15 protein-coding genes are annotated in these 23,384 nt (G+C 60.4%); 13 read left to right on the forward strand and 2 right to left on the reverse strand.

The features are described 5' to 3' along the window. Positions 1-234 precede the first annotated feature (234 nt). The gene (locus tag KGB06_RS14520) at positions 235-11,025 is read left to right on the forward strand and encodes a peroxidase family protein (protein WP_223516840.1); all 10,791 of its coding nucleotides are present in this window, start codon (positions 235-237) and stop codon (positions 11,023-11,025) included. Positions 11,026-11,285: 260 nt separating this feature from the next. Here the strand turns inward: KGB06_RS14520 and KGB06_RS14525 are convergent, their stop codons facing one another. Further along, positions 11,286-12,155, reverse strand: a complete 870-nt coding sequence (locus KGB06_RS14525; RefSeq protein WP_223516842.1) for an AraC family transcriptional regulator — start codon at positions 12,153-12,155, stop codon at positions 11,286-11,288. A 420-nt stretch (positions 12,156-12,575) separates the two neighbouring features. Here KGB06_RS14525 and KGB06_RS14530 point away from each other — a divergent pair, with 420 nt between their 5' ends. From KGB06_RS14530 to KGB06_RS14585, 12 genes are all read left to right on the forward strand, one after another. After that, positions 12,576-12,776 (forward strand): Flp family type IVb pilin, encoded by a 201-nt coding sequence (locus KGB06_RS14530; protein WP_223516844.1) that lies wholly within the window; start codon positions 12,576-12,578, stop codon positions 12,774-12,776. Positions 12,777-12,932: 156 nt separating this feature from the next. Further along, positions 12,933-13,133 carry a Flp family type IVb pilin gene (locus KGB06_RS14535; RefSeq protein ID WP_223516846.1) on the forward strand — a complete coding sequence of 67 codons (201 nt, stop codon included), beginning with the start codon at positions 12,933-12,935 and terminating at the stop codon, positions 13,131-13,133. Between the two features lie 31 nt (positions 13,134-13,164). Continuing rightward, positions 13,165-13,695: a prepilin peptidase gene (locus KGB06_RS14540; protein ID WP_223516848.1), complete on the forward strand. Its 531-nt coding sequence runs from the start codon at positions 13,165-13,167 to the stop codon at positions 13,693-13,695. A gap of 2 nt (positions 13,696-13,697) precedes the next feature. Then, entirely contained in the window at positions 13,698-15,026 is a 1,329-nt protein-coding gene (locus tag KGB06_RS14545) for an AAA family ATPase (protein WP_223516850.1), read from the forward strand. 15 nt (positions 15,027-15,041) lie between these two features. Next, positions 15,042-15,857 (forward strand): Flp pilus assembly protein CpaB, encoded by an 816-nt coding sequence (cpaB, locus tag KGB06_RS14550; protein WP_223516852.1) that lies wholly within the window; start codon positions 15,042-15,044, stop codon positions 15,855-15,857. 75 nt (positions 15,858-15,932) lie between these two features. Then, positions 15,933-17,279 carry a Tad domain-containing protein gene (locus KGB06_RS14555; protein ID WP_223516916.1) on the forward strand — a complete coding sequence of 449 codons (1,347 nt, stop codon included), beginning with the start codon at positions 15,933-15,935 and terminating at the stop codon, positions 17,277-17,279. 8 nt (positions 17,280-17,287) lie between these two features. After that, positions 17,288-17,767, forward strand: coding sequence for a TadE/TadG family type IV pilus assembly protein (locus KGB06_RS14560; RefSeq protein WP_223516854.1), 480 nt, complete (start codon positions 17,288-17,290; stop codon positions 17,765-17,767). After that, positions 17,767-18,261 (forward strand): TadE/TadG family type IV pilus assembly protein, encoded by a 495-nt coding sequence (locus KGB06_RS14565; protein ID WP_223516856.1) that lies wholly within the window; start codon positions 17,767-17,769, stop codon positions 18,259-18,261. The genes KGB06_RS14560 and KGB06_RS14565 overlap by 1 nt, the downstream gene beginning before the upstream one ends. Beyond that, positions 18,255-19,475 carry an AAA family ATPase gene (locus KGB06_RS14570; protein ID WP_223516858.1) on the forward strand — a complete coding sequence of 407 codons (1,221 nt, stop codon included), beginning with the start codon at positions 18,255-18,257 and terminating at the stop codon, positions 19,473-19,475. Before KGB06_RS14565 ends, KGB06_RS14570 begins: the two co-directional genes overlap by 7 nt. Before the next feature lie 3 nt (positions 19,476-19,478). Continuing rightward, entirely contained in the window at positions 19,479-20,921 is a 1,443-nt protein-coding gene (locus KGB06_RS14575) for a CpaF family protein (protein WP_223516860.1), read from the forward strand. Beyond that, positions 20,918-21,904, forward strand: coding sequence for a type II secretion system F family protein (locus KGB06_RS14580; protein WP_223516862.1), 987 nt, complete (start codon positions 20,918-20,920; stop codon positions 21,902-21,904). The genes KGB06_RS14575 and KGB06_RS14580 overlap by 4 nt, the downstream gene beginning before the upstream one ends. Positions 21,905-21,933: 29 nt before the next feature. After that, positions 21,934-22,899, forward strand: coding sequence for a type II secretion system F family protein (locus tag KGB06_RS14585; RefSeq protein ID WP_223516864.1), 966 nt, complete (start codon positions 21,934-21,936; stop codon positions 22,897-22,899). 199 nt (positions 22,900-23,098) lie between these two features. On the opposite strand, the gene KGB06_RS14590 is transcribed toward KGB06_RS14585, so the two are convergent. After that, positions 23,099-23,368, reverse strand: coding sequence for a DUF3613 domain-containing protein (locus tag KGB06_RS14590; RefSeq protein ID WP_223516866.1), 270 nt, complete (start codon positions 23,366-23,368; stop codon positions 23,099-23,101). Positions 23,369-23,384 lie beyond the last annotated feature (16 nt).

The raw sequence follows: 23,384 nt of genomic DNA on the forward strand, positions 1-23,384 counted from the left end.
GTCGCCTCCTTGAGGGGCAATACCAGCCTGTAAGTACGGTTGTCATGGGGAATTGATCCTCAGTTGAGCACTGCTGATTGCACGCAATTCAGCAGGGGCTCGGTGCGGCCGTGGTACCAGGTCCCGTCGTTCAATTTGCAATTTTTATTGATGGGTTTCAGCACTAAACCACGCGTTTAGAGCCGTGCTTTATGCATGTGGTTTCCTGACTAGCTAAGCATCGAGGAAACAGCCATGGCCAGCTTCATCAAGTCCGATCTTGAGTTCATTCTCGAACAAATTTTCATCGCCGAACGGCATGCGGCAGGCGCGAGTCTGGCTGAAATGCTGCCGAACGTAGAAGTACCCTTCGGCCTGCGCACCGTCTCCGGCTTCGACAACAACCTGGCCAATCCCCAGTTCGGTGCCGCCGACAATTTCTTTCCGCGCATGACGACGCCGGTGTTCAATACCGCGCAGGTCCAGCCGGCCGGCTTCTTCGGCCCCGCCGATCCTGGCGGAACCACGCCGACCTCCTACCTCCAGACCAGCGGTGCCGTCTTCGACTCTCAGCCGCGCACCATCAGCAACCTGATCGTGGACCAGACCGCCAACAATCCGGCGGCAGTCGCGGCTGCAGCGGCCAATCCAGATTCACAAGTCGTCACCAGCCCCGGTCTGGATGGCCTGTTCGGCACCGCCGACGACGTTTCCGTCTTCCAGATCCCTAATATCACGCCGGACGCGGGCCTGACCGCGCCCTTCAACGCCTGGATGACCTTCTTCGGCCAGTTCTTCGACCACGGCCTCGACCTGGTCACCAAGGGCGGCTCGGGCACGGTGTTCATTGCGCTGCAACCCGACGATCCACTGTTCGTGCCTGGTAGCCCGACCAACTTCATGGTGTTGACGCGGGCCACCAATCTGCCCGGCGCCGACGGCATTCTCGGCACGGCCGACGACATCCACGAACAGCAAAACACCACCTCGCCGTTTGTCGACCAGAACCAGACCTACAGCTCGCATCCCTCGCATCAGGTGTTCCTGCGCGCCTATGAGCTCAACGCAGCTGGCGATCCAGTGGCCACCGGCAAGTTGATCACCAATCGTGACCTGGGCGCCGATGGGCATTTCGGTACCGCTGATGACGTCGAAATCGGCGGCATGGCCACCTGGAAAGTGGTCAAGGCACAAGCCCATGATCTGCTCGGCATCAATCTCACTGATGCCGATTTCGACAACGTGCCATTGCTGGCGACCGATGATTACGGCAACTTCATCAAAGGGCCTAATGGCCTCCCCCAAGTCGTGATGATGGGCGCGGATGGCATTGCCGGCACGGCCGATGACGTGCTCGTCGAGGGTAATCTGGCTGCACCCATCAGCCTGACGAACGCCGTGCGCACCGGCCACCAGTTCCTCATCGACATTGCACACAGCGCCGATCCGACCGGAGGCCTGACGCCTGACGCGGACACCGTCATTGGCGGCCTGGGTGCGCCCGGCACTTACGACAACGAGTTGTTGGATGCGCACTACATCGCCGGCGATGGCCGGGTCAACGAGAACATCGGCCTGACCACGGTGCATTCCATCTTCCACAGCGAGCACAACCGGCTGGTTGACGATACCAAGGCGACGGTGCTGGCCTCCGCCGACCTCGATTTCCTGAACAAGTGGTTGATGCCCGATGCCCAACTGACAGCGCTTCCAGTGACGCCGACCGACATCGCGGCCTTGCACTGGAACGGCGAGCGGTTGTTCCAGGCGGCCAAATTCGGCACCGAGATGCAGTACCAGCACCTGGTGTTCGAGGAGTTCGCGCGCACCATCCAGCCGCAAGTGGACGTCTTCCTGGCGCCTATGGGTAACGACACCACCATCGATCCGTCGATCGTCGCCGAGTTCGCGCACACGGTCTTTCGCTTCGGCCACTCGATGCTGGTGGAGACGGTCGATCGCTTCGACCCCAACTTCAACGTCGTCGGCGACGGCAATCCGACTGAGCCGGGCAATCAACAAACCGGCCTGATCGCGGCCTTCCTCAACCCGTTGTCATTCGCTGGGAGCGGCCCTACCCCTGAGCAGGCGGCAGGCGCCATCGTACGCGGCCTGACCCGCCAGGTCGGCAACGAGATCGACGAGTTCGTGACCGACGCTGTGCGCAACAACCTGGTCGGTCTGCCGCTGGACCTGGCCGCCCTCAACCTGGCGCGCGGCCGCGACACCGGCATCCCGTCGCTGAATGCGGCGCGGCGCGAGTTCTACCACATGACCGGCGACAGCCAGTTGACCCCCTACACGAGCTGGGCCGATTTCGTGCAGCACATGAAACACCCGGAATCGCTGATCAATTTTATCGCCGCCTACGGCACGCACTCGACCATCACTGGCGCTACGACGATGGCGGAAAAGCGCGCCGCGGCTGCGGATCTCGTGCTCGGCAGCGCCACGGCGCCGGCTGATCGCCTGGACTTCCTGCACAGTACCGGTGCCTGGGCCAGCAACGCCGGTGCGGACGGAATTCTGAACACCGCAGACGACGTGACCATCACCGGCCTGGACAACGTCGACTACTGGATCGGTGGCCTGGCCGAGGAGAAAATGCCCTTTGGCGGCCTGCTGGGTTCGAGCTTCAACTTCGTCTTCGAAACCCAGTTGGAAAACCTGCAAAATGGTGACCGCTTCTACTACCTGGCACGCACCGCGGGACTCAACTTCGGCACTGAGCTTGAGAACAATTCGTTCGCCAATCTGGTGATGCTCAACAGCGACGCAACACACCTGTCGGCTAACATATTCCTGACGCCGGCCTTCACCCTGGAGACCGACCCGACGCGCCAGTTCAACGCAAGCGTGGTGGCCGGGCCGGATGGCATACTGGTCGACAATCCATTGACACCAGTCAATGAGGCCGCCGACAACCTGCCAGCCAACGCCGACCCCTTTGGCCCGTCGGTGCACCCGATCGGCTCACCACGTATTGACCATTTCACGCCGCTGGTGATCCGCGACAACCCCGACACAGTGGGCCCGGATACCAACTACCTGCACTACACCGGCGGCGATACGGTCGTGCTTGGCGGCACGGCCGGCGACGACATCCTCATTGCCGGCGACTCGGACGACGACACCGTCTATGGCGACGCCGGCAACGACCGCCTCGACGGCGGCTACGGCAACGACAACGTCTTTGGCGGTGCCGGCGACGACATCATCACCGACATCGGCGGCAGTGACACCCTGCGCGGCGAGGACGGCAACGACGTCATCCAGGCCGGCAACTCGACCCTCGGCCTCAACAACCTGGTCTTCGGCGGCGCTGGCAAAGACTTCATCATCACCACCGAAGACATCACGATGACCTTCGCCGGCGCGGGCGACGATTTCATCCTCGGCGCCAAGGTCAACCTCGCGCCGACCGGCAACGAAGGCGACGACTGGATCGAGGGCGGCACCCAGGACGGTGCGCCCGGCGATAACATGAGCCCGACATTGTCCGACGATGTGCCCGGCAACGACATTTTCATCGGCACCGGCGGCTTCGATGAAATGATCGGTGAGGGCGGCGACGACACCTTCGTCGCCAGCGACGCTCAGGACAAGATGGACGGCATGTCCGGGTTCGACTGGACTACCTACAAGAATGACAAGTACGGCGTGACCGTCGACATGGTAGTCCCCTTCTTCAGTCCCTATCACGCGGTGCCCGACGCTGCGGGCAATATCGTGGGCGCGGTGGCGCAATCGCCCGATTCGGTCTATGACCGGTTCGCGGAAGTGGAGGGCCTGTCGGGGTCGGCCTTCGCCGACTTCCTGCGCGGCGACGAACAAAACGCGGCCATCATCGCCAACATCACGGCCAGGGGCAGCATCCTCACCAACTTCGATCTCGTCAGCGGCCTGCGGGCCTTCGTCGGCAGCGCCGGTTTCGGTGCCGACGGTATCGGGGGGACGGCCGACGATCAGTTCGGCGCGGGCAACATCATCCTCGGCGGCGATGGCAGCGACATCATTGAAGGCCGTGGCGGCAGCGACCTCATCGACGGTGACAGTTGGCTCAACGTGCGCATCAGCGTGCGTCAGAACGTGGATGGCACCGGGCCGGAGATCGCCACTTTCGACAGCATGACGCCGATGATCCCGCTCATGCTGAACGGCACCTACAATCCTGGTCAGCTCGTCGCCGTGCGTGAGATCCTGCCGGGCGTGGGCGGATTCGACACCGTCAACTTCATGGGCCCGCTGGCGAACTACACAGTCACCGTCAACGATAACGGCACCCCGGTCAACTTTGCCGACGACATCGTCACCGTGACCGACAATGTCGGCAAGGAAGAAACCGACCGTCTCACCCACATCGAACGGCTGCAGTTCTCCGATCAGTCGATGGTCCTCGTGCCGGGGCTCAACGCTGAGCCGGTAGGCGCGCTGACGGTGGATAACACCGCGCCGACCGTTGGCCAGACGCTGACCGTGTCGGCGGCAGGCATCACCGATGGCGACAACGCGGGCGGGGCGATCCACAATTCCATCAGTTACATATGGCAGTTTGAAGCGACACCGGGCTCGGGCGTCTTCGAGGACATCATCCTCGGGCCAGGTCGCATCGGTATCGGATTTACACGAGCGGACGCGCCCACTCTCACGGTGACGTCGGATCTTGCCGGCCTGGCTGTGCGCGTTAAAGCCTTCTATGCGGACGATCATGGCGTGACCGAGCAGGTATTCTCGGCACCGACTACGGCAGTAGTGGCCGCGGCGCCAGCCCCCGCACCGGCGCCTTCGCTGATCGATCCGCAGACCAGTGCCCCCAGCAATGGTGTGCGTTACACTCAATCCGACCTGGCGTTCATCCTTGACCAGATCAAGATAGCGGAACACCACGCGGCTGGTGAGAACCTGGTTTCTCTGCTGCCGAACGTACGAGTGCCGTACGGATTGCGAACGGTCGAAGGGACGGACAACAACCTGCTCCATCCCGAGTTCGGTGCCGCCGATAATGTATTCCCGCGCCTGACCACGCCGGACTTCCGCACGGCCGACGCCGGCACGAGCTACACCCAGACCAGCGGCCTGGTGAACGACTCGCAGCCGCGCACCATCAGCAACCTGATCGTCGACCAGACCGCCAACAACCCGGCGGCGGTCGCGGCCACCTTCGATCCCGGTCTGGATGGCATCCTCGGCACCGCTGACGATGTCTTGAAGGTTGGTGCACAGGTGGTTACCGGAACCCGCACCGATGGCACGACGTTCCAGACCTTCTTCGACCCGAACGTGAGCCCCGACGCGGGCCTGACCGCGCCCTTCAACCAATGGATGACCTTCTTCGGCCAGTTTTTCGACCATGGCCTGGACCTCGTCACCAAGGGCGGCTCGGGCACCGTGTTCATTCCGCTGCAGCCGGATGACCCGCTGTTCGTGCCCGGTAGCCCGACCAACTTCATGGTGCTGACGCGCGCCACCAATCAGCCCGGCCCCGATGGCATTCTGGGCACGGCCGACGACATCCACGAGAACACCAACACCACCTCGCCGTTTGTCGACCAGAACCAGACCTACAGCTCGCATCCTTCGCACCAGGTGTTCCTGCGTGCCTATGAGCTCAACGCAGCGGGCGATCCGGTGGCCACCGGCAAGTTGATCGAAAATCGTGATCTGGGCGCCGATGGCGTGTTCGGTACGGCCGATGACGTCGGGATCGGTGGCATGGCCACCTGGAAGGTGGTCAAGGCGCAAGCCCATGATCTGCTCGGGATCAATCTCACCGATGCCGATTTCAACAACGTGCCATTGCTGGCGACCGACGCCTACGGCAATTTCATCAAGGGTCCGAACGGTTTCCCTCAGGTGGTGATGTTGGGTCCGGACGGTATTGCCGGCACGGCCGACGATGTGCTCGTTGAAGGCAATCCGGCGGCGCCCATCAGCCTGGTCAACGCCGCGCGCACCGGCCATGCCTTCCTCAACGACATCGCGCACACCGCGGTTCCGGTGGACGACCAGACCGGCGCAGCACTCCTGCCCGATGCGGACAATATCATTGGAGGTACACCTGCGCCGGGCTTCTACGACAACGAACTATTGGACGCGCACTACATTGCCGGCGACGGCCGGGTCAATGAGAACATCGGCCTGACCACTGTCCATTCCATCTTCCACCATGAGCACAACCGCTTGGTCGATCACACCATGGCGGTGGTCCTGGCGACAGCGGCAAGCGGCGACGTGTCGTTCCTGAACGAGTGGCTGCTGACGCCCGTCACTGCCGTTCCCGCCGACACCTCGACCCTCGACTGGAACGGCGAGCGCCTGTTCCAGACGGCGAAGTTCGGCACCGAGATGCAGTACCAGCACCTGGTGTTCGAAGAGTTCGCGCGTACGATCCAGCCGATGGTCGATCCCTTCTTCGCCCCTGGCCAGGTGTACGACACCGCGATCGATCCGAGCATCGTTGCCGAGTTCGCGCACACCGTCTATCGCTTCGGGCACTCGATGCTGCTGGAGCAGGTCGACCGGCTGGATCCGAACTTCGCCTCGAGCGATATCGGGCTGATTCAGGCCTTCCTCAACCCGCTCGAGTTCGCGGGCAGCGGCCCCACTCCGGAACAGGCGGCCGGTGCCATCGTGCGCGGCGTGACCCGTCAGGTGGGCAACGAAATCGACGAGTTCGTCACCGAAGCCCTGCGCAACAACCTGCTGGGCCTGCCGCTCGATCTGCCCGCCATCAACCTGGCGCGCGGCCGCGATACCGGCGTTCCGTCCCTGAACGCGGCGCGGCGGGAGTTCTATGCGCCCACCGGCGACGCAGAGCTCAAGCCCTACACGAGCTGGGCCGATTTTGTGCAGCACATAAAGCACCCGGAATCGCTGATCAACTTCATCGCCGCCTACGGCACGCATTCGAGCATCACCGACGCCCTCACGCTGGCGGACAAGCGCGCGGCTGCCTCGCTCATAGTGCTCGGCGGTGCGGGTGCACCGGCTGATCGTATCGACTTCCTCAATAGCACCGGCGCCTGGACCAGCACCGCTGGTACGGACGGCATCTTGCACACGGCAGACGATGTGACCATCACCGGCCTGGATAACGTCGACTTTTGGGTTGGCGGGCTGGCCGAGGAGAAGATGCCCTTTGGCGGCATGCTCGGCTCGACCTTCAACTTCGTCTTCGAGAACCAGATGGAGAAACTCCAGGACGGAGACCGCTTCTACTATCTGGAACGCACCGCCTCGATGGACTTTGGCGCCGAGCTTGAGAACAACACGTTCTCCGCGCTGGTGATGGCCAATACCGACGCAACACACCTCTCGGCCAGGGTTTTCCTGACGCCGGCCTACACTCTGGAGGTCAACCAGGCGAACCAGTACAACCCGAGTGTGATTGCCGGTCCCGACGGCATTGTCGGCACCGTCGATGATCTGCCGGCCAACGCCGATCCTTTTGGTCCGTCGGACCACCCGATTGGCTCACCACGCACTGACTTCCTCACACCGCTGGTGATCCGCGACAACCCCGCCACACCGGGACCGGATAGCAACTACCTGCACTACACCGGCGCCGACACGGTCGTATTGGGCGGCACGCCCGGCAACGACATCCTCATTGCCGGCGACTCTGACGACGACACGGTCTATGGCGATGCCGGTAACGATCGGATCGATGGCGGCTACGGCAACGACCAACTCTTTGGCGGTACCGGTGACGACATCATCACGGACATGGGCGGCGACGACGTCATCCACGGGGAGGACGGCAACGACGTCATTCAGGGCGGCAACGGCCTCAACCTGATCCTCGGCCAGGCCGGTCAGGACTTCATCGTCACCGGCGAGGACGCGGCCGACACCAGCGGCGGCCTGGGCAACGACTTCATCCTCGGCAGCAAGGCGAACGAATTCGCGCGCGGTGGCGAAGGTGACGACTGGATCCAGGGCGGATCCGCCGATGGCGTTGCCGGCGACAACTTCGACCCATTCGGAAACGATCCGATCAATGGCAACGACGTCTTCATGGGCGATGGCGGACCGGACAACTTCGACGGGGAGGGCGGTGATGACATCATGATCGGCAGCCCCAGCGAGGCGGACCGTTTCATCGGGTTCTCCGGTTACGATTGGGCAACCTTCAAGGACGATCCGGCCGGCGTGACCATCGGCCTCAACTCCAGGCTGCGCTTCTTCGATCAACCGGCGGTGCCCGGTTCCACCGCGTCGATTCTTGCCCGGTTGGACCTGGTAGAAGGGCTGTCGGGATCGGCCCACGCCGATTTCCTCAGCGGCGATGACTCCACTGCCGACTTGCTCGCCATCGCTGGCGCCAAGGGCAGCGTGCTCACCAACTTCGATCTCATCAGCGGTCTGCGGGACTTCGTCGGTAGCGCCGGCAACGGCGCGGATGGTATCGCCGGCACGGCCGACGATAAGTTCGACGGGGGCAACATCGTCCTGGGCGGCGCCGGCAGCGACGTCATCGAAGGCCGTGGCGGCGATGACCTCATCGACGGCGACAAGTGGCTCAACGTACGCATCAGCGTGCGGCAGAACATCGATGGCACCGGGCCGGAAATCGCCAGCTTCGACAGCATGACGCCCTTGGTCCCGCTCATGTTGAACGGCACCTACAACCCCGGCCAGCTCCAGATCGTCCGCGAAATCCTGACGGCGGCCGGTCCCGACTTCGATACGGCGCTGTACTCCGGCAATTTTGCGGATTACACCGTGGTCGAAAACGTCAACGGCACCGTTACGGTCACCGACAGTGTCGCTGGCAGGGACGGGATCGACACCCTCAGCAATATCGAGCGGTTGCAGTTCTCCGATCAGGCGATCGTGCTTGGCGGTTTGAACTCGGCGCCAGTCGGTTCGCTGAGGATCGACGATCCTACGCCCGCCGTCGGCCAGACGCTGACGGTATCGGCGGCAGACATCACTGATGCCGACAATACCGCGACCGGCGGCGCGATCACCGGGCCCATCAGTATCTTCTGGCAGTTCGAAGCGCGCCCGGGCTCGGGCGTATTCGAAGACATCACCTTCTTTGCCGCCGGAGAAGTCGCGCGCGCGGAGGGCACGACCGTCACGGTGGGCTCGGAACTCAGGATTGCACCACCGGCGACCCTCATCGGCGCCGTGCCGGCTATCCCTGAACTCGTCGTGCCAACCGGACTGGCTCTGCGCGTCAGGGCGGTCTACAAGGACGCCAATGGCGTGCTGGAGGAGGTGTTCTCGGCGCCGACCGCACCGATCACGGCGGCCGGTACCGGCACCGTCAATGTCCTACCGGTTGGAACGGTGCTGATCAGCGATACGACCCCGACGCCAGGCTCGGCCTTGACCGCCACAGATGCGTTCACCGACGCCAACGGGACCACGACCTCGGTGATTACCCATCAGTGGCAGGTGGGAAGCGGTGCGATTTTTGCTGACATCGCCGGCGCGACGGGCACGACCTTCACGCCCGACCCGACGCAGACCGGTCAGCAACTGCGTGTCGTCGCGAGTTACACCGATGACCTCGGCACACTTGAGCGAGTCACCTCTGCTGCAACGACATTGGTCGGTGATCTGTTTGTCGGTACCGCGGGTGTCGACATATGGACCGGCACGATAGGCGACGACTTGGCCAGCGGAGGTGATGGCAACGACATCCTGAACGGCTTGGGCGGCAACGACATCCTCAATGGTGACGCGGGCAATGACATTCTCATCGGGGGTACGGGTGCCGATACCATGGCCGGCGGTGTTGGCGACGATGTCTACGAAGTCACCGACCTTGGGGACGTGGTGACCGAGCTCGCCGGTGCCGGCAACGACACGGTCTGGACCTCGCTCGGGAGCTACACCCTGAGTGCCAACGTCGAGAATCTGTTTTTCGGCGGCAGCGGCAACTTTGTGGGCATCGGCAACGAGCTCGACAACACGCTCGTAGGCGGTGCGGGTAACGACGTCCTCATCGGTGGCGCAGGTGCCGACACGATGGCTGGCGGTGTCGGCAACGATGTCTATGAAGTCACCGACCTTGGGGACGGGGTGAACGAGCTCGCCGGTGCCGGCACTGACACGGTCTGGACTTCGCTCGCGAGCTACACCCTGGGTGCCAACGTCGACAATCTGTTTTTCGGCGGCAGCGGCAACTTTGCGGGCAGCGGCAACGAGCTCGACAACACGATCGTGGGCGGTGCGGGTAACGACTCCCTGGTCGGCGGCGCAGGTAACGACGTCATCCTCGGTGGCGCAGGTGTCGACACGATGGTCGGCGGTGTCGGCAGCGATGTCTATGAAGTCACCGACCTTGGGGACGTGGTGAGCGAACTCGCCGGTGCCGGCAGCGACACGGTCTGGACCTCGCTCGCGAGCTACACGCTGGGTGCCAACGTCGAAAATCTGTTTTTCGGTGGCAGCGGCAACTTTGCGGGCACCGGCAACGAGCTCGACAACGCGATCGTGGGCGGTGCGGGTAACGACGTCCTCATCGGCGGCGCAGGTAACGACCTCATCCTCGGTGGCGCAGGTGCCGACACGATGGTCGGTGGCGTCGGCAGCGATACCTACGAAGTCACCGACCCTGGGGACGTGGTGAACGAGCTCGCCGGCGCAGACACGGATACGGTCTGGACCTCGCTCGCGAGCTACACCCTGGGTGCCAACGTCGACAATCTGTTTTTCGGCGGCAGCGGCAACTTTGCGGGCAGCGGCAACGAGCTCGCCAACGCGATCGTGGGTGGTGCGGGTAATGACGTTCTCATCGGCGGTGGCGGTAACGACCTGATGAATGGCGGCTTCGCCGGCAACGATACTTTCGTGTTTGCTGCCGCAGGTTTCGGCAACGATACGATCCTGAACTTCGGAGCCAATCCGGGCGGCGCGCAGGACTTGATCGATATCACGGGGCTGGGGATCAGCAGCGCGACGTTCGCTGCCAACGTGACCATAACGGCTGACGGGGCGGACACGGTGGTTGCGATCGGGGCGGACACCATCCACCTTGTGGGTGTCAGCAGTGCGACCGTTGATCAGACGGACTTCAATCTGGTGGGATAAGGAGGCCTTTTCGACAAAGTTGAGCTCAAAGCAATTTGAGGTGTGTGGCGGTTGCCACACACCTTTTTTGTGCGCCTGGCAGGGCGCACTCACTCGGAGGTGCAGTCCATGTTTGTGCCCGTTGAAAGTGTAGTGCTCGATAAAAGTCTAATAATTTCAAAGAGTTAAAGCTTGGATTGGAGTCTCGTTTCCCGCTCCATATTTAACGAAAACGCCGCTCGGCAATGAGCGGCGTTTTTGTTTGCGCATATAAAACCAAATCAAGCGCCGAGGCTTTGTACCAGGCTTTCGAGCGCTTCAGTGGTTTTCTCGTCCAGCACCAGTTGCGCAGTTGCAGCCGCTCTGAGTTGGCGTGCCAAGCGGTATTCGCTGGGTGTGCAGTTTGCAAACTGCTTGAAGGCCCGAGCGAAGTAGGAAGGATCCTTGAAGCCGGACTCATAGCCGATGCTGGTAATAGGCATCTGGCTGTTGTCGAGCAGTTCTTTGGCGAAGTTCATGCGCTTGTTCAAGATGTAATCCGTGAAGCCAAGTCCATTGGCTTCCTTGAACAGGCGGCTGAAGCGAAATGACGTCATGCCGCAGCGCTGCGCCAAAACCCTCTGATCGATGCTGTCTCGAAAGTGCTGTTCGATGTACAGCATGATGCTGTTCAGCGCCTGGTGTTTTTGGTGTCCTGAGGTCAACCGGATGCTGTCCGGCAGGGTAGGGGAGTGGTCGATCTGCGATGACTTGCCCTGGCCGTTGGCATTTCGGCGCAGTTCGCAGAGCTGCACCACCGCCGTCAAGTAACGCTTCTTCTCCGCGGCCGAGAGCGGAAGCACCATGTATTCCCAGACGCTGGAGCGCATGGCCCATACAGCCAGTTCCTCTGAGTGCTGCACGGTGAACATGGTGATCGGGATGGTGGGGGTGGTGCGTTTGATCTCCAGCAGTAGCCTTAAACCCGAAGTATCAGGGCGATCAAAATGGATGCAGATCATGTCTGCCTGTTCCCTGATGGGCAACACGGAGTTTTTCGCCAATTTGCAGTCGCAGGTATCCTCAAACTGCGCGATGAGTTCCCGGGTGGACCGATCATGAGTCAGATCGAACCATAGGAGCGATGGCCTTCTGTTGAAATTGGACGTCATGTTTTTACTCTAGAGTTCTTAATGCCTCTCTTCGCTACGCAGTATTACCAATGTGCCATTACTTTGCAGATTTAATCGCGATAAGAAAAACTATTATTCGTTCTATTCGTTCTATTAGTTCTATGTGTTGCTTGGAAGGCTGCGCTGGGCGAGTGTTTGTTGGTGTGTTGTCGACGAACCCGGGTTTTACCGCTTGTCGCTTGTGAATCAATGACAATTGCCTTTGCGTTTCAATGCCTTGTTTACCTCCTCCCGTTACCTCTGCAAAGGCCCGCGCCCCGTCTTTGGCCGTCCCGCAAAAAAATCCTAACGATGTGCAAAATCCTCCTAACGCCTATGCCTGCACCCTGACTAGGGTTGCATCAGGCAGCGCAGAAAGTACTGCCTCCGGAAAAACAACATTCGAGTGAGGTGGGCAAAATGATCATGCAAACAATCAAGGCTTCGGTACTGAAGTTCATCAAAGACGAAGATGGTCTGACCATTGTGGAATACGCGGTGGCGGGTGGGTTGATTACGGTAGGTGTTGTCGTGGCGTTCACTACCCTTGGATCAAATGTGAATCTCCAAATCAAGGGGCTGTGCAATGCCGTTAAAGCTAATGGCGGTACAGCTTGCTAATAACGATGACTCCCGCCAGGGGACGGGGCGATGTCCATCGAGTAGTTCGTGCCTCTATTTTGCTGTTAGGGCTGCCGGACATTCTTCTAAATGGGCTTCGCATCGTCTCTGCCGATGAACATTTTGAGCAGTATGGCCGCTAGAGAGGTGAGCAAAATGATCATGCAAACAATCCAGGCTTCGGTACTGAAGTTCATCAAAGATGAGGATGGCCTGACCATTGTGGAGTACGCGGTGGCGGGTGGGCTGATTACGGTAGGTGTTGTCGTGGCGTTCACTACCCTTGGATCAAATGTGAATCTCCAAATCAAGGCGCTGTGCAATGCCGTTACCGCTAATGGCGGTACAGCTTGCTAATAACGATGATTCCCGCCAGGGGAGACGCGCCATGTCCATGGAATTGCTGGTGTCGACAGTTGTACTGCTAGGACTGCTGGGCGTCGCGGTGGTGAGCGATCTGCTTCGCCACCGTATTCCCAACATGCTGGTTCTATTGGGCCTTGCCCTGGGCTTGGCCGGTCAGACTTATTCAGGCGGTGTCAGCGGATTGGGTGATAGCTTGCTGGGCATCCTGATCTGTTTTGCGCTGTTTCTGCCCATGTATGCCGTGGGTGGCATGGCCGCTGGCGACGTCAAGTTGATGGCCATGGTCGGCAGTTTTCTTCTGTTCCATTTCGCTTTGTGGGCTGCAATGTTCAGCCTGATTGCCGGCGGCGTGTGCGGCTTGTTGATCGTGTTGTTTCGCGGTCAATTGTTTCAGACCCTGGGGCGCTATTGGCTGATTTTAAGGGCACGGACTTATCTGGTACCAACTTCGGATGAAGTAGCCGGCAAGCCTTTTCCTTATTCGATTGCAATATTGATTGGCACTTTGAACAGCGTCTACTGGCAACTCGTTGCCGGTGGATTCGGAGGTTAGACATGCACGTCATCGTCGATAGTCATGCCTACCCCAGCGCTCGGGAAGCGGTGCAACGGCTGGCACCCCAGCCATGCACCATCCGCGAAACGGGTCTGAGCGACAGTTTTCTCGGCGAGTTGGTGTGCAAGCATTTGCATGACGCCGGTGTGCTGGACATGTCGCGGCTGGTGGAACGCTTGGCGCTGACCGGCGCTGTACTTGAAGAGGTCCTGGCGTTTCTGCGCAAGGATGGCCGTGTCGAAGTGCTCGGCCAGGTGAGTCAAATGGGCGGGCAGTCGCTGCGTTATGGCCTGACCGAACGCGGACGCAGTGCCGCCCGCGATGCGTTGTCGCGTAGCGGTTATATAGGCGCAGCACCGTTTCCGGTGAGTACCTACCGGTCCCTGATCAAACTGCAGACCATTCACCATGGTCGCATCAACGCCGACGATATGCGCAACGCCCTCGCTGGCGTAGTGCTCACGGAGGGGATGCTCGATCAGCTGGGTGTGGCGCTGAACTCCGGGCGCGCGATCATGATTTATGGCCCCGCGGGTACCGGCAAGACCTATGTCAGCAGTCGGCTGATCCGTCTGTTCGCCGAGGCCATCTGGGTTCCTCATGCCATTGTCATCAACGAGGCGGTGATCGAGATCTATGACCCGCAGGTGCATCAGCGGCTCGATGACAACGCTCAGCAGAACAATCTGATGCTCAACGAAGGGATCGATCGTCGACTGCTGTGCTGCAAACGCCCAATCGTCATCACGGGCGGTGAGTTGAGCATGGAACAGCTGGACGTTCGCTATGACCCGTTCACCCGTCAATACCAGGCCGCCTTGCAGCTCAAGGCCAGCAATGGCCTGTTCATCATTGATGACATGGGGCGCCAGCGCATGGCACCCGCCGAGCTGTTTAATCGCTGGATCGTCCCGATGGAAGAGAAACGCGATTTCCTCAACCTGGGCGGCGGTCGGCATTGCGAGTTGCCGTTCGATCTGATTCTGGTGTTTTCCACCAACCTCAATCCCCTGGAACTGGCTGATGAGGCCTTCCTTCGCCGGATTGGCTACAAGCTGCACTTCGGTTACCTGAAGCCCGAGGAGTACGAAAAAATCTGGCGTCAGGAAAGCGAGCGTCTGGGCATTTATTACGACCCGCTGCTGGTGCGTTATGTGCTGCAAAGGCTTTATGCAAGTGAAGGCATGCCCCTGGTGCCTTGCCATCCCCGCGATCTCCTGAACATGGCACTCGATCGCCAGCGTTATATGGGCGGTTCCGGACCACTGTCACCGAAAGAGCTGGAATGGGCCTGGCACAACTACTTCGTCCAGCTCGACTTTCTTTGATACGGAGATACTGACATGAGCTCTCGTACGCTTACCCTGATAGGTGTGTCTCTGGTCATGGGCCTTGGGGCTGCATGGATGGCTGACTCCTGGCTGAGCGCACGGCTCAATGCCAGCCCGGATGACCACCTTCGAAACGTGGTGGTCGCCACGGTAGAGATTCCATTCGGGCAGATGGTCGAGGCCCAGCAGGTCACGACCGTACGCATGCCCATGGATACGATCCCGGATGATGCCTTCGATGCCAGCGAAAAAGCCGTGGGCAAGATCGCAACGTTCGACATTCTGCGGGGCGACATTGTGCGTGGTGCGCGTCTGAGCGAGCACCTGGGGGGCAGCACCCTGGCCTCTTTGATTGCGCCTGACAAACGCGCCATTTCGGTACGTGTGGACGATGTGGTAGGTGTCGGCGGATTCCTCTTGCCGGGTAACCGGGTCGATGTACTGGCGACCAAAGCCTCGAATACCGGCAGTAACAGCGCCACGTCCAGGACCATCCTCGAGAACTTGCGGGTGTTGGCGGTGGATCAGACCGCGGGGACCGACAAGACCCAGCCGGTCGTGGTGCGCGCAGTGACGCTGGAGATGTCGGCTTCTGAAGCGGAAGCCCTGGTCACGGCGCAGACGGAAGGCAAGTTGCAACTGGCACTGCGTAACCCACTGAACCTCGAGAAGAAAATCGCGGCCGTTGCGCCTGTTGCACCTGCTGCCCCGGCCATGGCTGTGGCCACCGCCGAGGCGCCAAAACGCGTGGTACAGCGCAGCAGTGGCGAGGGCGGGGGTATCACCGTTTTCCGCGGGATCGAAGCCAAAGTAGTCAACATTCGTTGACAGGGCGCAACCGGTATCTGGGCACCAGGGTATTGGCGGAGCCGATCCGGATCTGTATCGGCAATCGAGGGCTTGATGATGAATCTTCGTATTCAGCAGCCGTTCACTTCGACGCCAAGGCGCCAGGAAGGATCGGTAAGTGTATTGATGGTGATCGCGTTGGCGTCGATGGCCATGATGGCGGCGTTGGCTTTGGATGGCGGGCATATGATGCTGAACAAAACGCGCCTGCAGAATGTGGTGGACGCCGCCGCCCTGAGTGGCGCCAAGACCCTGAGTCAGGTGGAGGGAGGCGTCAACAGTGTCAGCGCGGCCAACGCGACGCGTACCGCCGCGCTCAATACGCTGATACAAAATGCCAATGCCACGGGCAACAACGAATTGGCCACGGCGGTCGGCGGCAACGCCGGTACATTTGCAGTGGTGGAACTGGCAAGCAGCGTCTATGGCCCGTTCGCCTTTCCCGGGCCGACGGATGCCAAATACGTTCGGGTTTCGGTACAGAGCTATAAGCTGACGGGGTTTTTCTGGAACTTCGCCCAGGCATTCGGCCCTGGTGGCCTGGGAACCAAAGCGGTGGCGGCGATTGCCACCGCTGGACCCAGCCCTACCAGCCCCTGCGATCTCGCGCCTTTGATGGTCTGTGGCGATAAGACTAAAAACGACCCGGCCGCTGGCATGTTCTGGGGTTTTCAATTTGGTAACTTGCAGGTATTGAAGACGGGTTCCGGCAAATCGTCCGACCCCATTGGTCCAGGCAACTTTCAATTGCTCGATTTTGGCACGGGCGGCAATGCGGTCAAAGAAGAAATGGCCGGAGGTGGCAAGGTCTGCCGCAATGTGGGGGACAATGTCCTGACTGAACCTGGCAACAAGGTCGGCCCTGCGTCTCAAGGCCTGAATACGCGCTTCGGCATCTACCAGGGCGGCCAGATCAGTGCCTCGGCCTATCCGCCGGACTTGGTGACCACGTCCAGTGACCCCGCAATCACTGACGACGGCACAGGCCCGAAGTACAACGGGCAAGCCGTCACCTCGAACAATGGCAATCTCACGGCGGGCGGCAACCCGATACTGGACTACAACGACTGGCGTACGAGCGTTGCCGCGTGTATGGCAGGGGCCAGTGGCTGTGAGAGCAATGGGGTATTCGAGCGCCGGATGCTGAAAATCGTGGTGGGCGACTGCGCCGGGAAAAATAATGGTGCAACCTCGATCCCCGTCCTCGGTTTTGGCTGCTATTTCGTGGTGCAGCCCATGGATGGCGGCGGCAAAGACGCGGAGATCTTCGGCCAGTTCGTGCAGAAGTGCGAAGGTGACAACGTGGCCGGCCCCTCGCCGTCAACCGATGCCGGCCCGCAGATCATTCAGCTCTACAAAACCTATCTCACCGGCAGCGGCACTCCGAGCACTGACTCGTAGGAGGCGTCATGAGACGTCACGGATTTAAATATCGGCAGCGCCAGCAAGGCCTGGCCATGGTGGAATTCACCCTGGTCCTGCCGGTGTTGCTCCTGATGTTGCTGGCCTTCGGTGAGTTCGGCCGCATGCTCTACCAGTACAACATCCTGTTGCAGGCCAGTCGTGATGCCGGCCGTTTTGTCGCCAGCCAGGCCTGGAACTCAACGCTTGGCAAGGTCGTTCTGAGCACTACGCTGCAGACCGAGACGAAAAACGTTGCGGTGTTTGGCGTGCCTGTCGACACCGGGGATGAGGTGTTGTCAGATTTGACGATTGGCAACGTTATCGTCGCCCCAGAGGGCACTGACCATGTGCGGGTCACCATCACTTATACGTACTGCCCGGTGATTGGCGGTGGCATTTGCTCCGGAGCGCTTCCCGGCTTTTTTGGTAATCAGATTGCACTGAGCATTCCGCTGGTTGCCACTACCGTGATGAGGGCTCTGTGATGAACAGAAAACACATGCGTGGCATCTATACGGTGGAGTTCGCCATCGTTGGTCTGCTGGTGTTCACACTGTTGTTCGGCGTAGTGGAAATGGGCCGCCTGTACTTCACGGTCAATGCGCTGGATGAAGTCGTGCGCCGTGGTGCGCGCTTGGCGGCGGTGTGCAATATCAAGGATGAGGTGGTGAAGCAGCGGGCGATCTTCAACACGGCGGGCGATGCAGGTAATAGCAAGCTGATCGGCGATCTGGCCACCACCCACCTGACGTTGACCTATCTGGACGTAAACGGTGCTCCGGTGGCCAACCCCCTTGACACTGTCAGCGCCACCGGTTTTCGTGCCATCCGCTATGTCCAGATGAGTCTGTCAGGCTTCGTATTCAAATTGTTTATTCCCGGGTTCGGCGTGCCCATTACCTTGTCCCCATTCAGGGCAACGTTGCCACGCGAAAGCCTCGGGCGTCATTCCGATTCCGGGGAGATCACGCCATGCTGAATACCAAGGAAACTCCCGTCTCTACCTCGACCGGCAAAGCCGGGCTACGGTTGCTGATCAGCAGCCGTGACGCCGCGTCGTTGCGCGACCTGCAGAGCGTCTGCCAACGCATGCCCAGCCTGGAAGTGAGTACTCGCCTGGTGAGCAATGGGCATGTCGACCCGCTCTACGGCCTGGACCGGATGCCCGATCTGCTGCTGTTGCGCGTCAGCCACCTGTGGCGCGAGGAGCTGGCGGCACTGTTGCAGCGCCCGGCCCATGAGCGTCCGCCGATGTTGGTGTGCGGACTGTTGAGCGAACAGGAAGGCATGCGCCTGGCGATGCAGGCCGGCGCCCGTGACGTGCTGCCGGAGCCCGTCGCCGAGACAGAACTGGTTGCCGCCTTGAATCGGCTGGTCATGGAGGTTCGGAACGGCAGTGGGGCAGAAGGGAAATTGATCGCTGTGATGAGCGCCAAGGGCGGTTCCGGCGGAACCTTGCTGGCCTGTAACCTGGCTCAGCAGCTCAGCATGAAGGATGGCAGTACCCTGTTGCTGGATATGGACCTGCAATTTGGCAGCGTGACGCATTACCTGGATGTGGCGCAAACGCACAGCCATCTGGAGGTGTTGCATCAGATCGACGGCATGGACAGCGTCGCGTTACGCGGTTTTTGCAGCCACTTCAGCCAGACTTTGCATGTGCTGGGTGGCCGGGCCGGTGAGCTGTGTCTGCCGCAGGACGCCCAACCCGAGCAACTTGACACCCTGTTGCAGTTGGCCCGTGCCAGCTATAACTGGGTAGTGATCGATCTACCGCGGCAAATCGACCACCTCACCGGCTCTGTGCTGGAACAGGCGGATCGGGTGTACGTGGTGGTGCAACAGAGCGTCAGCCATCTGCGCGATGCCAGCTCTCTGGTGCGGATTCTTCGCGATGACCTGGGTGTGCGCGGGGATCAATTGCAGATAGTGGTCAACCGCTTTGACAAGGCCGCAGCGATCAGCCTCAAAGATATCGGCGAGGCGATGCGCTGCACGAATCTGTCGAAATTACCCAACGACTTCAACCTGGTCAGCCAGAGTCAGAACACTGGTGTGCCTTTGGGGCTGCATGCGCCGAGGGCGGCGATCACCATTGCCCTGCACAACATGGCTGAGGACCTGGTCGGCAACCAGTTGGCTGACAACAAAGGCTTGTTCAAACGCGCCTTCAACCGTTTTTTCGGGGGATGACCCATGATCAACGACTTTCGTAACCGCTTGCGCAAACAGGCCGGTAAGCCCGCCTCATCGCCGGCTAACCAGCCGGGTGACGACCTGCTGGATCCGGCAGAGGAAATAATGGCATGGGAGCGTGCAACGCCGGACATTCTTTACGAAACCAAAAGTCAGGTCACCCCGGTGGAGGCCGAGTGGCGAGAAAAGATCTACCAGCAGTTGCTCAAGGTCATGGACCTGTCCTTGCTGGACTCCCTTGAACAGGCTGAGGCCGCGCGGCAGATTCGCGATATTTGCCAGCGCCTGCTCGATGAACACTCGGCACCGGTGAGTACTTCCAGCCGGCAGTTGATCATCAAGCAGATCACCGACGAGGTGCTCGGTCTGGGGCCTCTGGAGCCGCTGCTGGCCGATCACAGTGTGTCCGACATTTTGGTCAACCGGCATGACTCAGTGTATGTCGAGCGCTTCGGCAAGCTGCAACGCACCGATGTGCGTTTTCGCGATGATCGGCATTTGCTGAACATCATTGACCGCATCGTCTCCAGCCTGGGTCGGCGTATCGACGAGTCTTCGCCGTTGGTGGATGCGCGGCTCAAGGACGGTTCGCGGGTCAACGCGATTATTCCGCCGCTGGCCATCGACGGCCCGAGCATGTCGATCCGGCGCTTTTCCGTGGACCTGCTCAATACCGACAGCCTGATCCAGGTGGGGGCGTTGACCCCGGCCATTGCCCTGCTGCTCAAGGCGATTGTCCGTGGGCGCTTGAACGTGCTGATTTCCGGCGGTACCGGCAGCGGCAAGACCACCATGCTCAATGTGCTGTCCAGTTTCATCCCGCACAACGAGCGGATCGTTACCATCGAAGACTCCGCCGAACTGCAGTTGCAACAGCCCCACGTGGTACGCCTGGAAACCCGACCTTCGAATATCGAGGGGCGTGGCGAGGTGAGCCAGCGGGAGTTGGTGCGCAACAGCTTGCGGATGCGTCCGGACCGCATTGTGATCGGCGAAGTGCGCGGCGCCGAGGCGCTGGACATGTTGACAGCGATGAACACCGGTCACGACGGTTCGCTGACCACGATCCACGCCAACACCGCACGCGATGCATTGGGGCGAATCGAGAACATGGTGTCGATGACCGGGGCGACCTTCCCGATCAAGGCCATGCGCCAACAGATCGCTTCGGCCATCGGAGTGGTCATCCAGCTGGAACGCCAGGAGGACGGCAAGCGCCGCCTGGTCAGCGTGCAGGAGATCAACGGCATGGAGGGTGAGATCATCACCATGACCGAAATCTTCTCTTTCGTGCGCCATGGCATGGGTGAAAACGGCGAAGTACTCGGTGATTTTCGGCCCAGCGGCATGATCCCCGCCTTCCGCGATGTGCTGGCCAAGCGCGGTATCGAGTTGCCGCTTGCGATGTTCAGGCCCGAGTGGATGGAGGCACGGCAGTCATGAACCATATTCCTGGTGAATTCATTCTGATGTTCCTGGGCATGGTATTTATCGCCGTCTTCCTCCTGTCTCAGAGTGTGGCAGTGCCGGTGTTTGGCGAGGCCGGCAAGATGCGCAAGCGCATCCGCGGCCGCCTGCACGTACTGGAGAAAGCCAACAATCTGCCCAACATGCAGACGGTTTTGCGGCAGAAATACCTGACGCGCTTATCGCCACTGGAGGCAATGCTCGAGCAGTTGCCCTTTATGCTGAGCCTGACCCAGGTGATCGAGCAATCCGGCCATGAATATCGTGCTTATCGGGTGCTGTTGCTCGGGCTGTTCCTGGGCGCCTGTACAGGCATCTCGATCTGGATGATCTCGTCAGTCTGGTGGATGGCGCTGCTGGCGGGCTTCGGAGTGTTCTGGGTACCACTGCTGAAAATTTCTCATGACCGTGGCAAACGCTTCGCTGAGTTTGAGGAAGGCCTGCCGGATGCGCTGGATGCCATGTGCCGTGCCCTGCGCGCTGGACACCCGTTCAACGAAACCCTGCGCCTGGTCGCCGAGGAGCACAAGGGGGCGGTCGCTCATGAGTTCGGCCTGACCTTTGCCGATATCAACTATGGCAACGATGTGCGCCGGGCCATGCTCGGCCTGCTTGAGAGGATGCCGAGCATGACGGTGATGATGCTGGTGACCTCGATCCTCATCCATCGCGAGACCGGCGGGAATCTTACCGAGGTGCTGGAGCGTCTGAGTCGACTGATTCGCGGGCGCTTCCGCTTCCAGCGCAAGGTCAAAACCCTGTCGGCGGAAGGGCGCATGTCGGCCTGGGTGCTGGTGGCGATTCCCTTCGTGCTGGCGATCGCGATCATAGTCACCAGCCCCAGTTACCTGCCTGTGCTGATCAATGATCCCCTGGGCCACAAGCTGATCATCGGGGCGTTCTGCGCCATGTTGCTCGGGATTTTCTGGATTCGCAAAATCATCCGGATTCAGGTTTAAGCGGTATTCGCTACCGGGAGGTACAGGTCATGGATTTTTTGCTCGGGTTGTTCAGTCGGGTTACGGGGAACGAGGAGATGGCACGCCTGTTGTTCCTTGGCGCGATCGGTTTGAGTACGGTGCTTGCGGTCGTCGCCGTGATCTTGCTGATGCAGGGGCTTCAGGATCCGGTGCAGCGTCGTCTGGCGCTGATCAAGCGTGGTCATTTAGGTAACACCACCGGGCAGGAAGCTCCAGGTAACCTGCAACTGTTACTGGAGCGGGTCGGCCAGCGCTTTGCCTCGGCCGAATCGGCTCAGACGTCCGCCACCCAGGCCCTGTTGACGCATGCGGGGTACCGTTCCTCTTCGGCAGTGCAGATGTATTGGGCAGTGCGCTTGATGTTGCCGCTGTTATTGATCGGTATTGCGTTGCTGCTGTTGCCGATGATTCCCAAGGTTTCCCTGACCATGGGGCTGCTGTTGGTGGCCTTGGTGGCCGGTATCGGATGGTTGGTGCCAGCGCTGTATGTCGCCAAGCGCAAGCAGTTGCGACAAGGTCGGCTGCGTGCCGCATTTCCGGATGCGCTGGATCTGATGGTGGTGTGCGTGGAGTCGGGGCTGGCCCTGCCCACGACCATCGAACGAGTGGCTGAGGAGATGTCGGTCAGTCAGGCCGAACTGGCTGAAGAACTGGCCCTGGTCAATGCGCAAATCCGCGCGGGCATTTCCAGTACCGAGGCGCTCAAGCAACTGGCCGTACGCACTGGCCTGGATGACGTACAAGGTCTGGTCAGCCTGTTGGCGCAGAGTATCCGCTTTGGTACCAGCGTTGCCGACACCCTGCGCATCTATGCCGATGAGTTCCGTGACCGGCGTACGCAGGCCGCCGAAGAGATGGGGGCGAAAGTCGGTACCAAGCTCATATTCCCGCTGATTCTCTGTCTATGGCCGAGCTTCTTTCTGGTCGCTATCGGCCCCGCCATAATCGGGGTATTCAGAGTATTCGGTAAGTGAACAGGGGTGGCTTGCTGTCGAACAGGATGGCTGTACTGCATTAGAACGGGGTGGATCAGGCGAGTAGAGTGCATTCACTCCAATCGCCTGCTCCACCTTGTAGTATCTGGACTGTATTTTCCTGCACACGTGATTGAGCCTGGCTTTTTAGCCAGGCCACTCTGGACGACGCCAGACGCTGATCACACATCGATATGCCTCAGTTGCCGATGGTCATTTGTCCTGCTGAATCCTGGTCAAAAAACTGCGGAATCGGGTAGCTGAAGCTATTCAGCCAGCGCTGCATGGCCAGGTCACGTTCGGTGGCCGAAGCGGTTTGCAGTTTAGTGGAGGCAACCACACCGCGAATCTGCAGCTGCAACCACTGTTCGGTGCCTTGTTGATACGGCGAAGAGGGGCCCGGCTCAATTGCCCAGGCAGTGGTGGACAGGCAAGCCATGCACACGATCAACAGCCTTTTGGTCTTCATCTCGACTCCTCGTACG

It is taken from the genome of Pseudomonas sp. GL-B-19 (genome assembly GCF_019956415.1).
Lineage (GTDB): Bacteria > Pseudomonadota > Gammaproteobacteria > Pseudomonadales > Pseudomonadaceae > Aquipseudomonas.

Bases quoted from the DNA above. Each gene is read 5' to 3' on its own strand.
- KGB06_RS14580 (WP_223516862.1), top strand. From the start codon at position 20,918: ATGAACCATATTCCTGGTGAATTCATTCTGATGTTCCTGGGCATGGTA.
- KGB06_RS14520 (WP_223516840.1), top strand. From the start codon at position 235: ATGGCCAGCTTCATCAAGTCCGATCTTGAGTTCATTCTCGAACAAATT.
- KGB06_RS14560 (WP_223516854.1), top strand. From the start codon at position 17,288: ATGAGACGTCACGGATTTAAATATCGGCAGCGCCAGCAAGGCCTGGCC.
- KGB06_RS14565 (WP_223516856.1), top strand. From the start codon at position 17,767: ATGAACAGAAAACACATGCGTGGCATCTATACGGTGGAGTTCGCCATC.
- KGB06_RS14590 (WP_223516866.1), bottom strand. From the start codon at position 23,368: ATGAAGACCAAAAGGCTGTTGATCGTGTGCATGGCTTGCCTGTCCACC.
- KGB06_RS14585 (WP_223516864.1), top strand. From the start codon at position 21,934: ATGGATTTTTTGCTCGGGTTGTTCAGTCGGGTTACGGGGAACGAGGAG.
- KGB06_RS14555 (WP_223516916.1), top strand. From the start codon at position 15,933: ATGATGAATCTTCGTATTCAGCAGCCGTTCACTTCGACGCCAAGGCGC.
- KGB06_RS14570 (WP_223516858.1), top strand. From the start codon at position 18,255: ATGCTGAATACCAAGGAAACTCCCGTCTCTACCTCGACCGGCAAAGCC.
- KGB06_RS14530 (WP_223516844.1), top strand. From the start codon at position 12,576: ATGATCATGCAAACAATCAAGGCTTCGGTACTGAAGTTCATCAAAGAC.
- KGB06_RS14535 (WP_223516846.1), top strand. From the start codon at position 12,933: ATGATCATGCAAACAATCCAGGCTTCGGTACTGAAGTTCATCAAAGAT.
- cpaB (WP_223516852.1), top strand. From the start codon at position 15,042: ATGAGCTCTCGTACGCTTACCCTGATAGGTGTGTCTCTGGTCATGGGC.
- KGB06_RS14540 (WP_223516848.1), top strand. From the start codon at position 13,165: ATGTCCATGGAATTGCTGGTGTCGACAGTTGTACTGCTAGGACTGCTG.
- KGB06_RS14575 (WP_223516860.1), top strand. From the start codon at position 19,479: ATGATCAACGACTTTCGTAACCGCTTGCGCAAACAGGCCGGTAAGCCC.
- KGB06_RS14525 (WP_223516842.1), bottom strand. From the start codon at position 12,155: ATGACGTCCAATTTCAACAGAAGGCCATCGCTCCTATGGTTCGATCTG.
- KGB06_RS14545 (WP_223516850.1), top strand. From the start codon at position 13,698: ATGCACGTCATCGTCGATAGTCATGCCTACCCCAGCGCTCGGGAAGCG.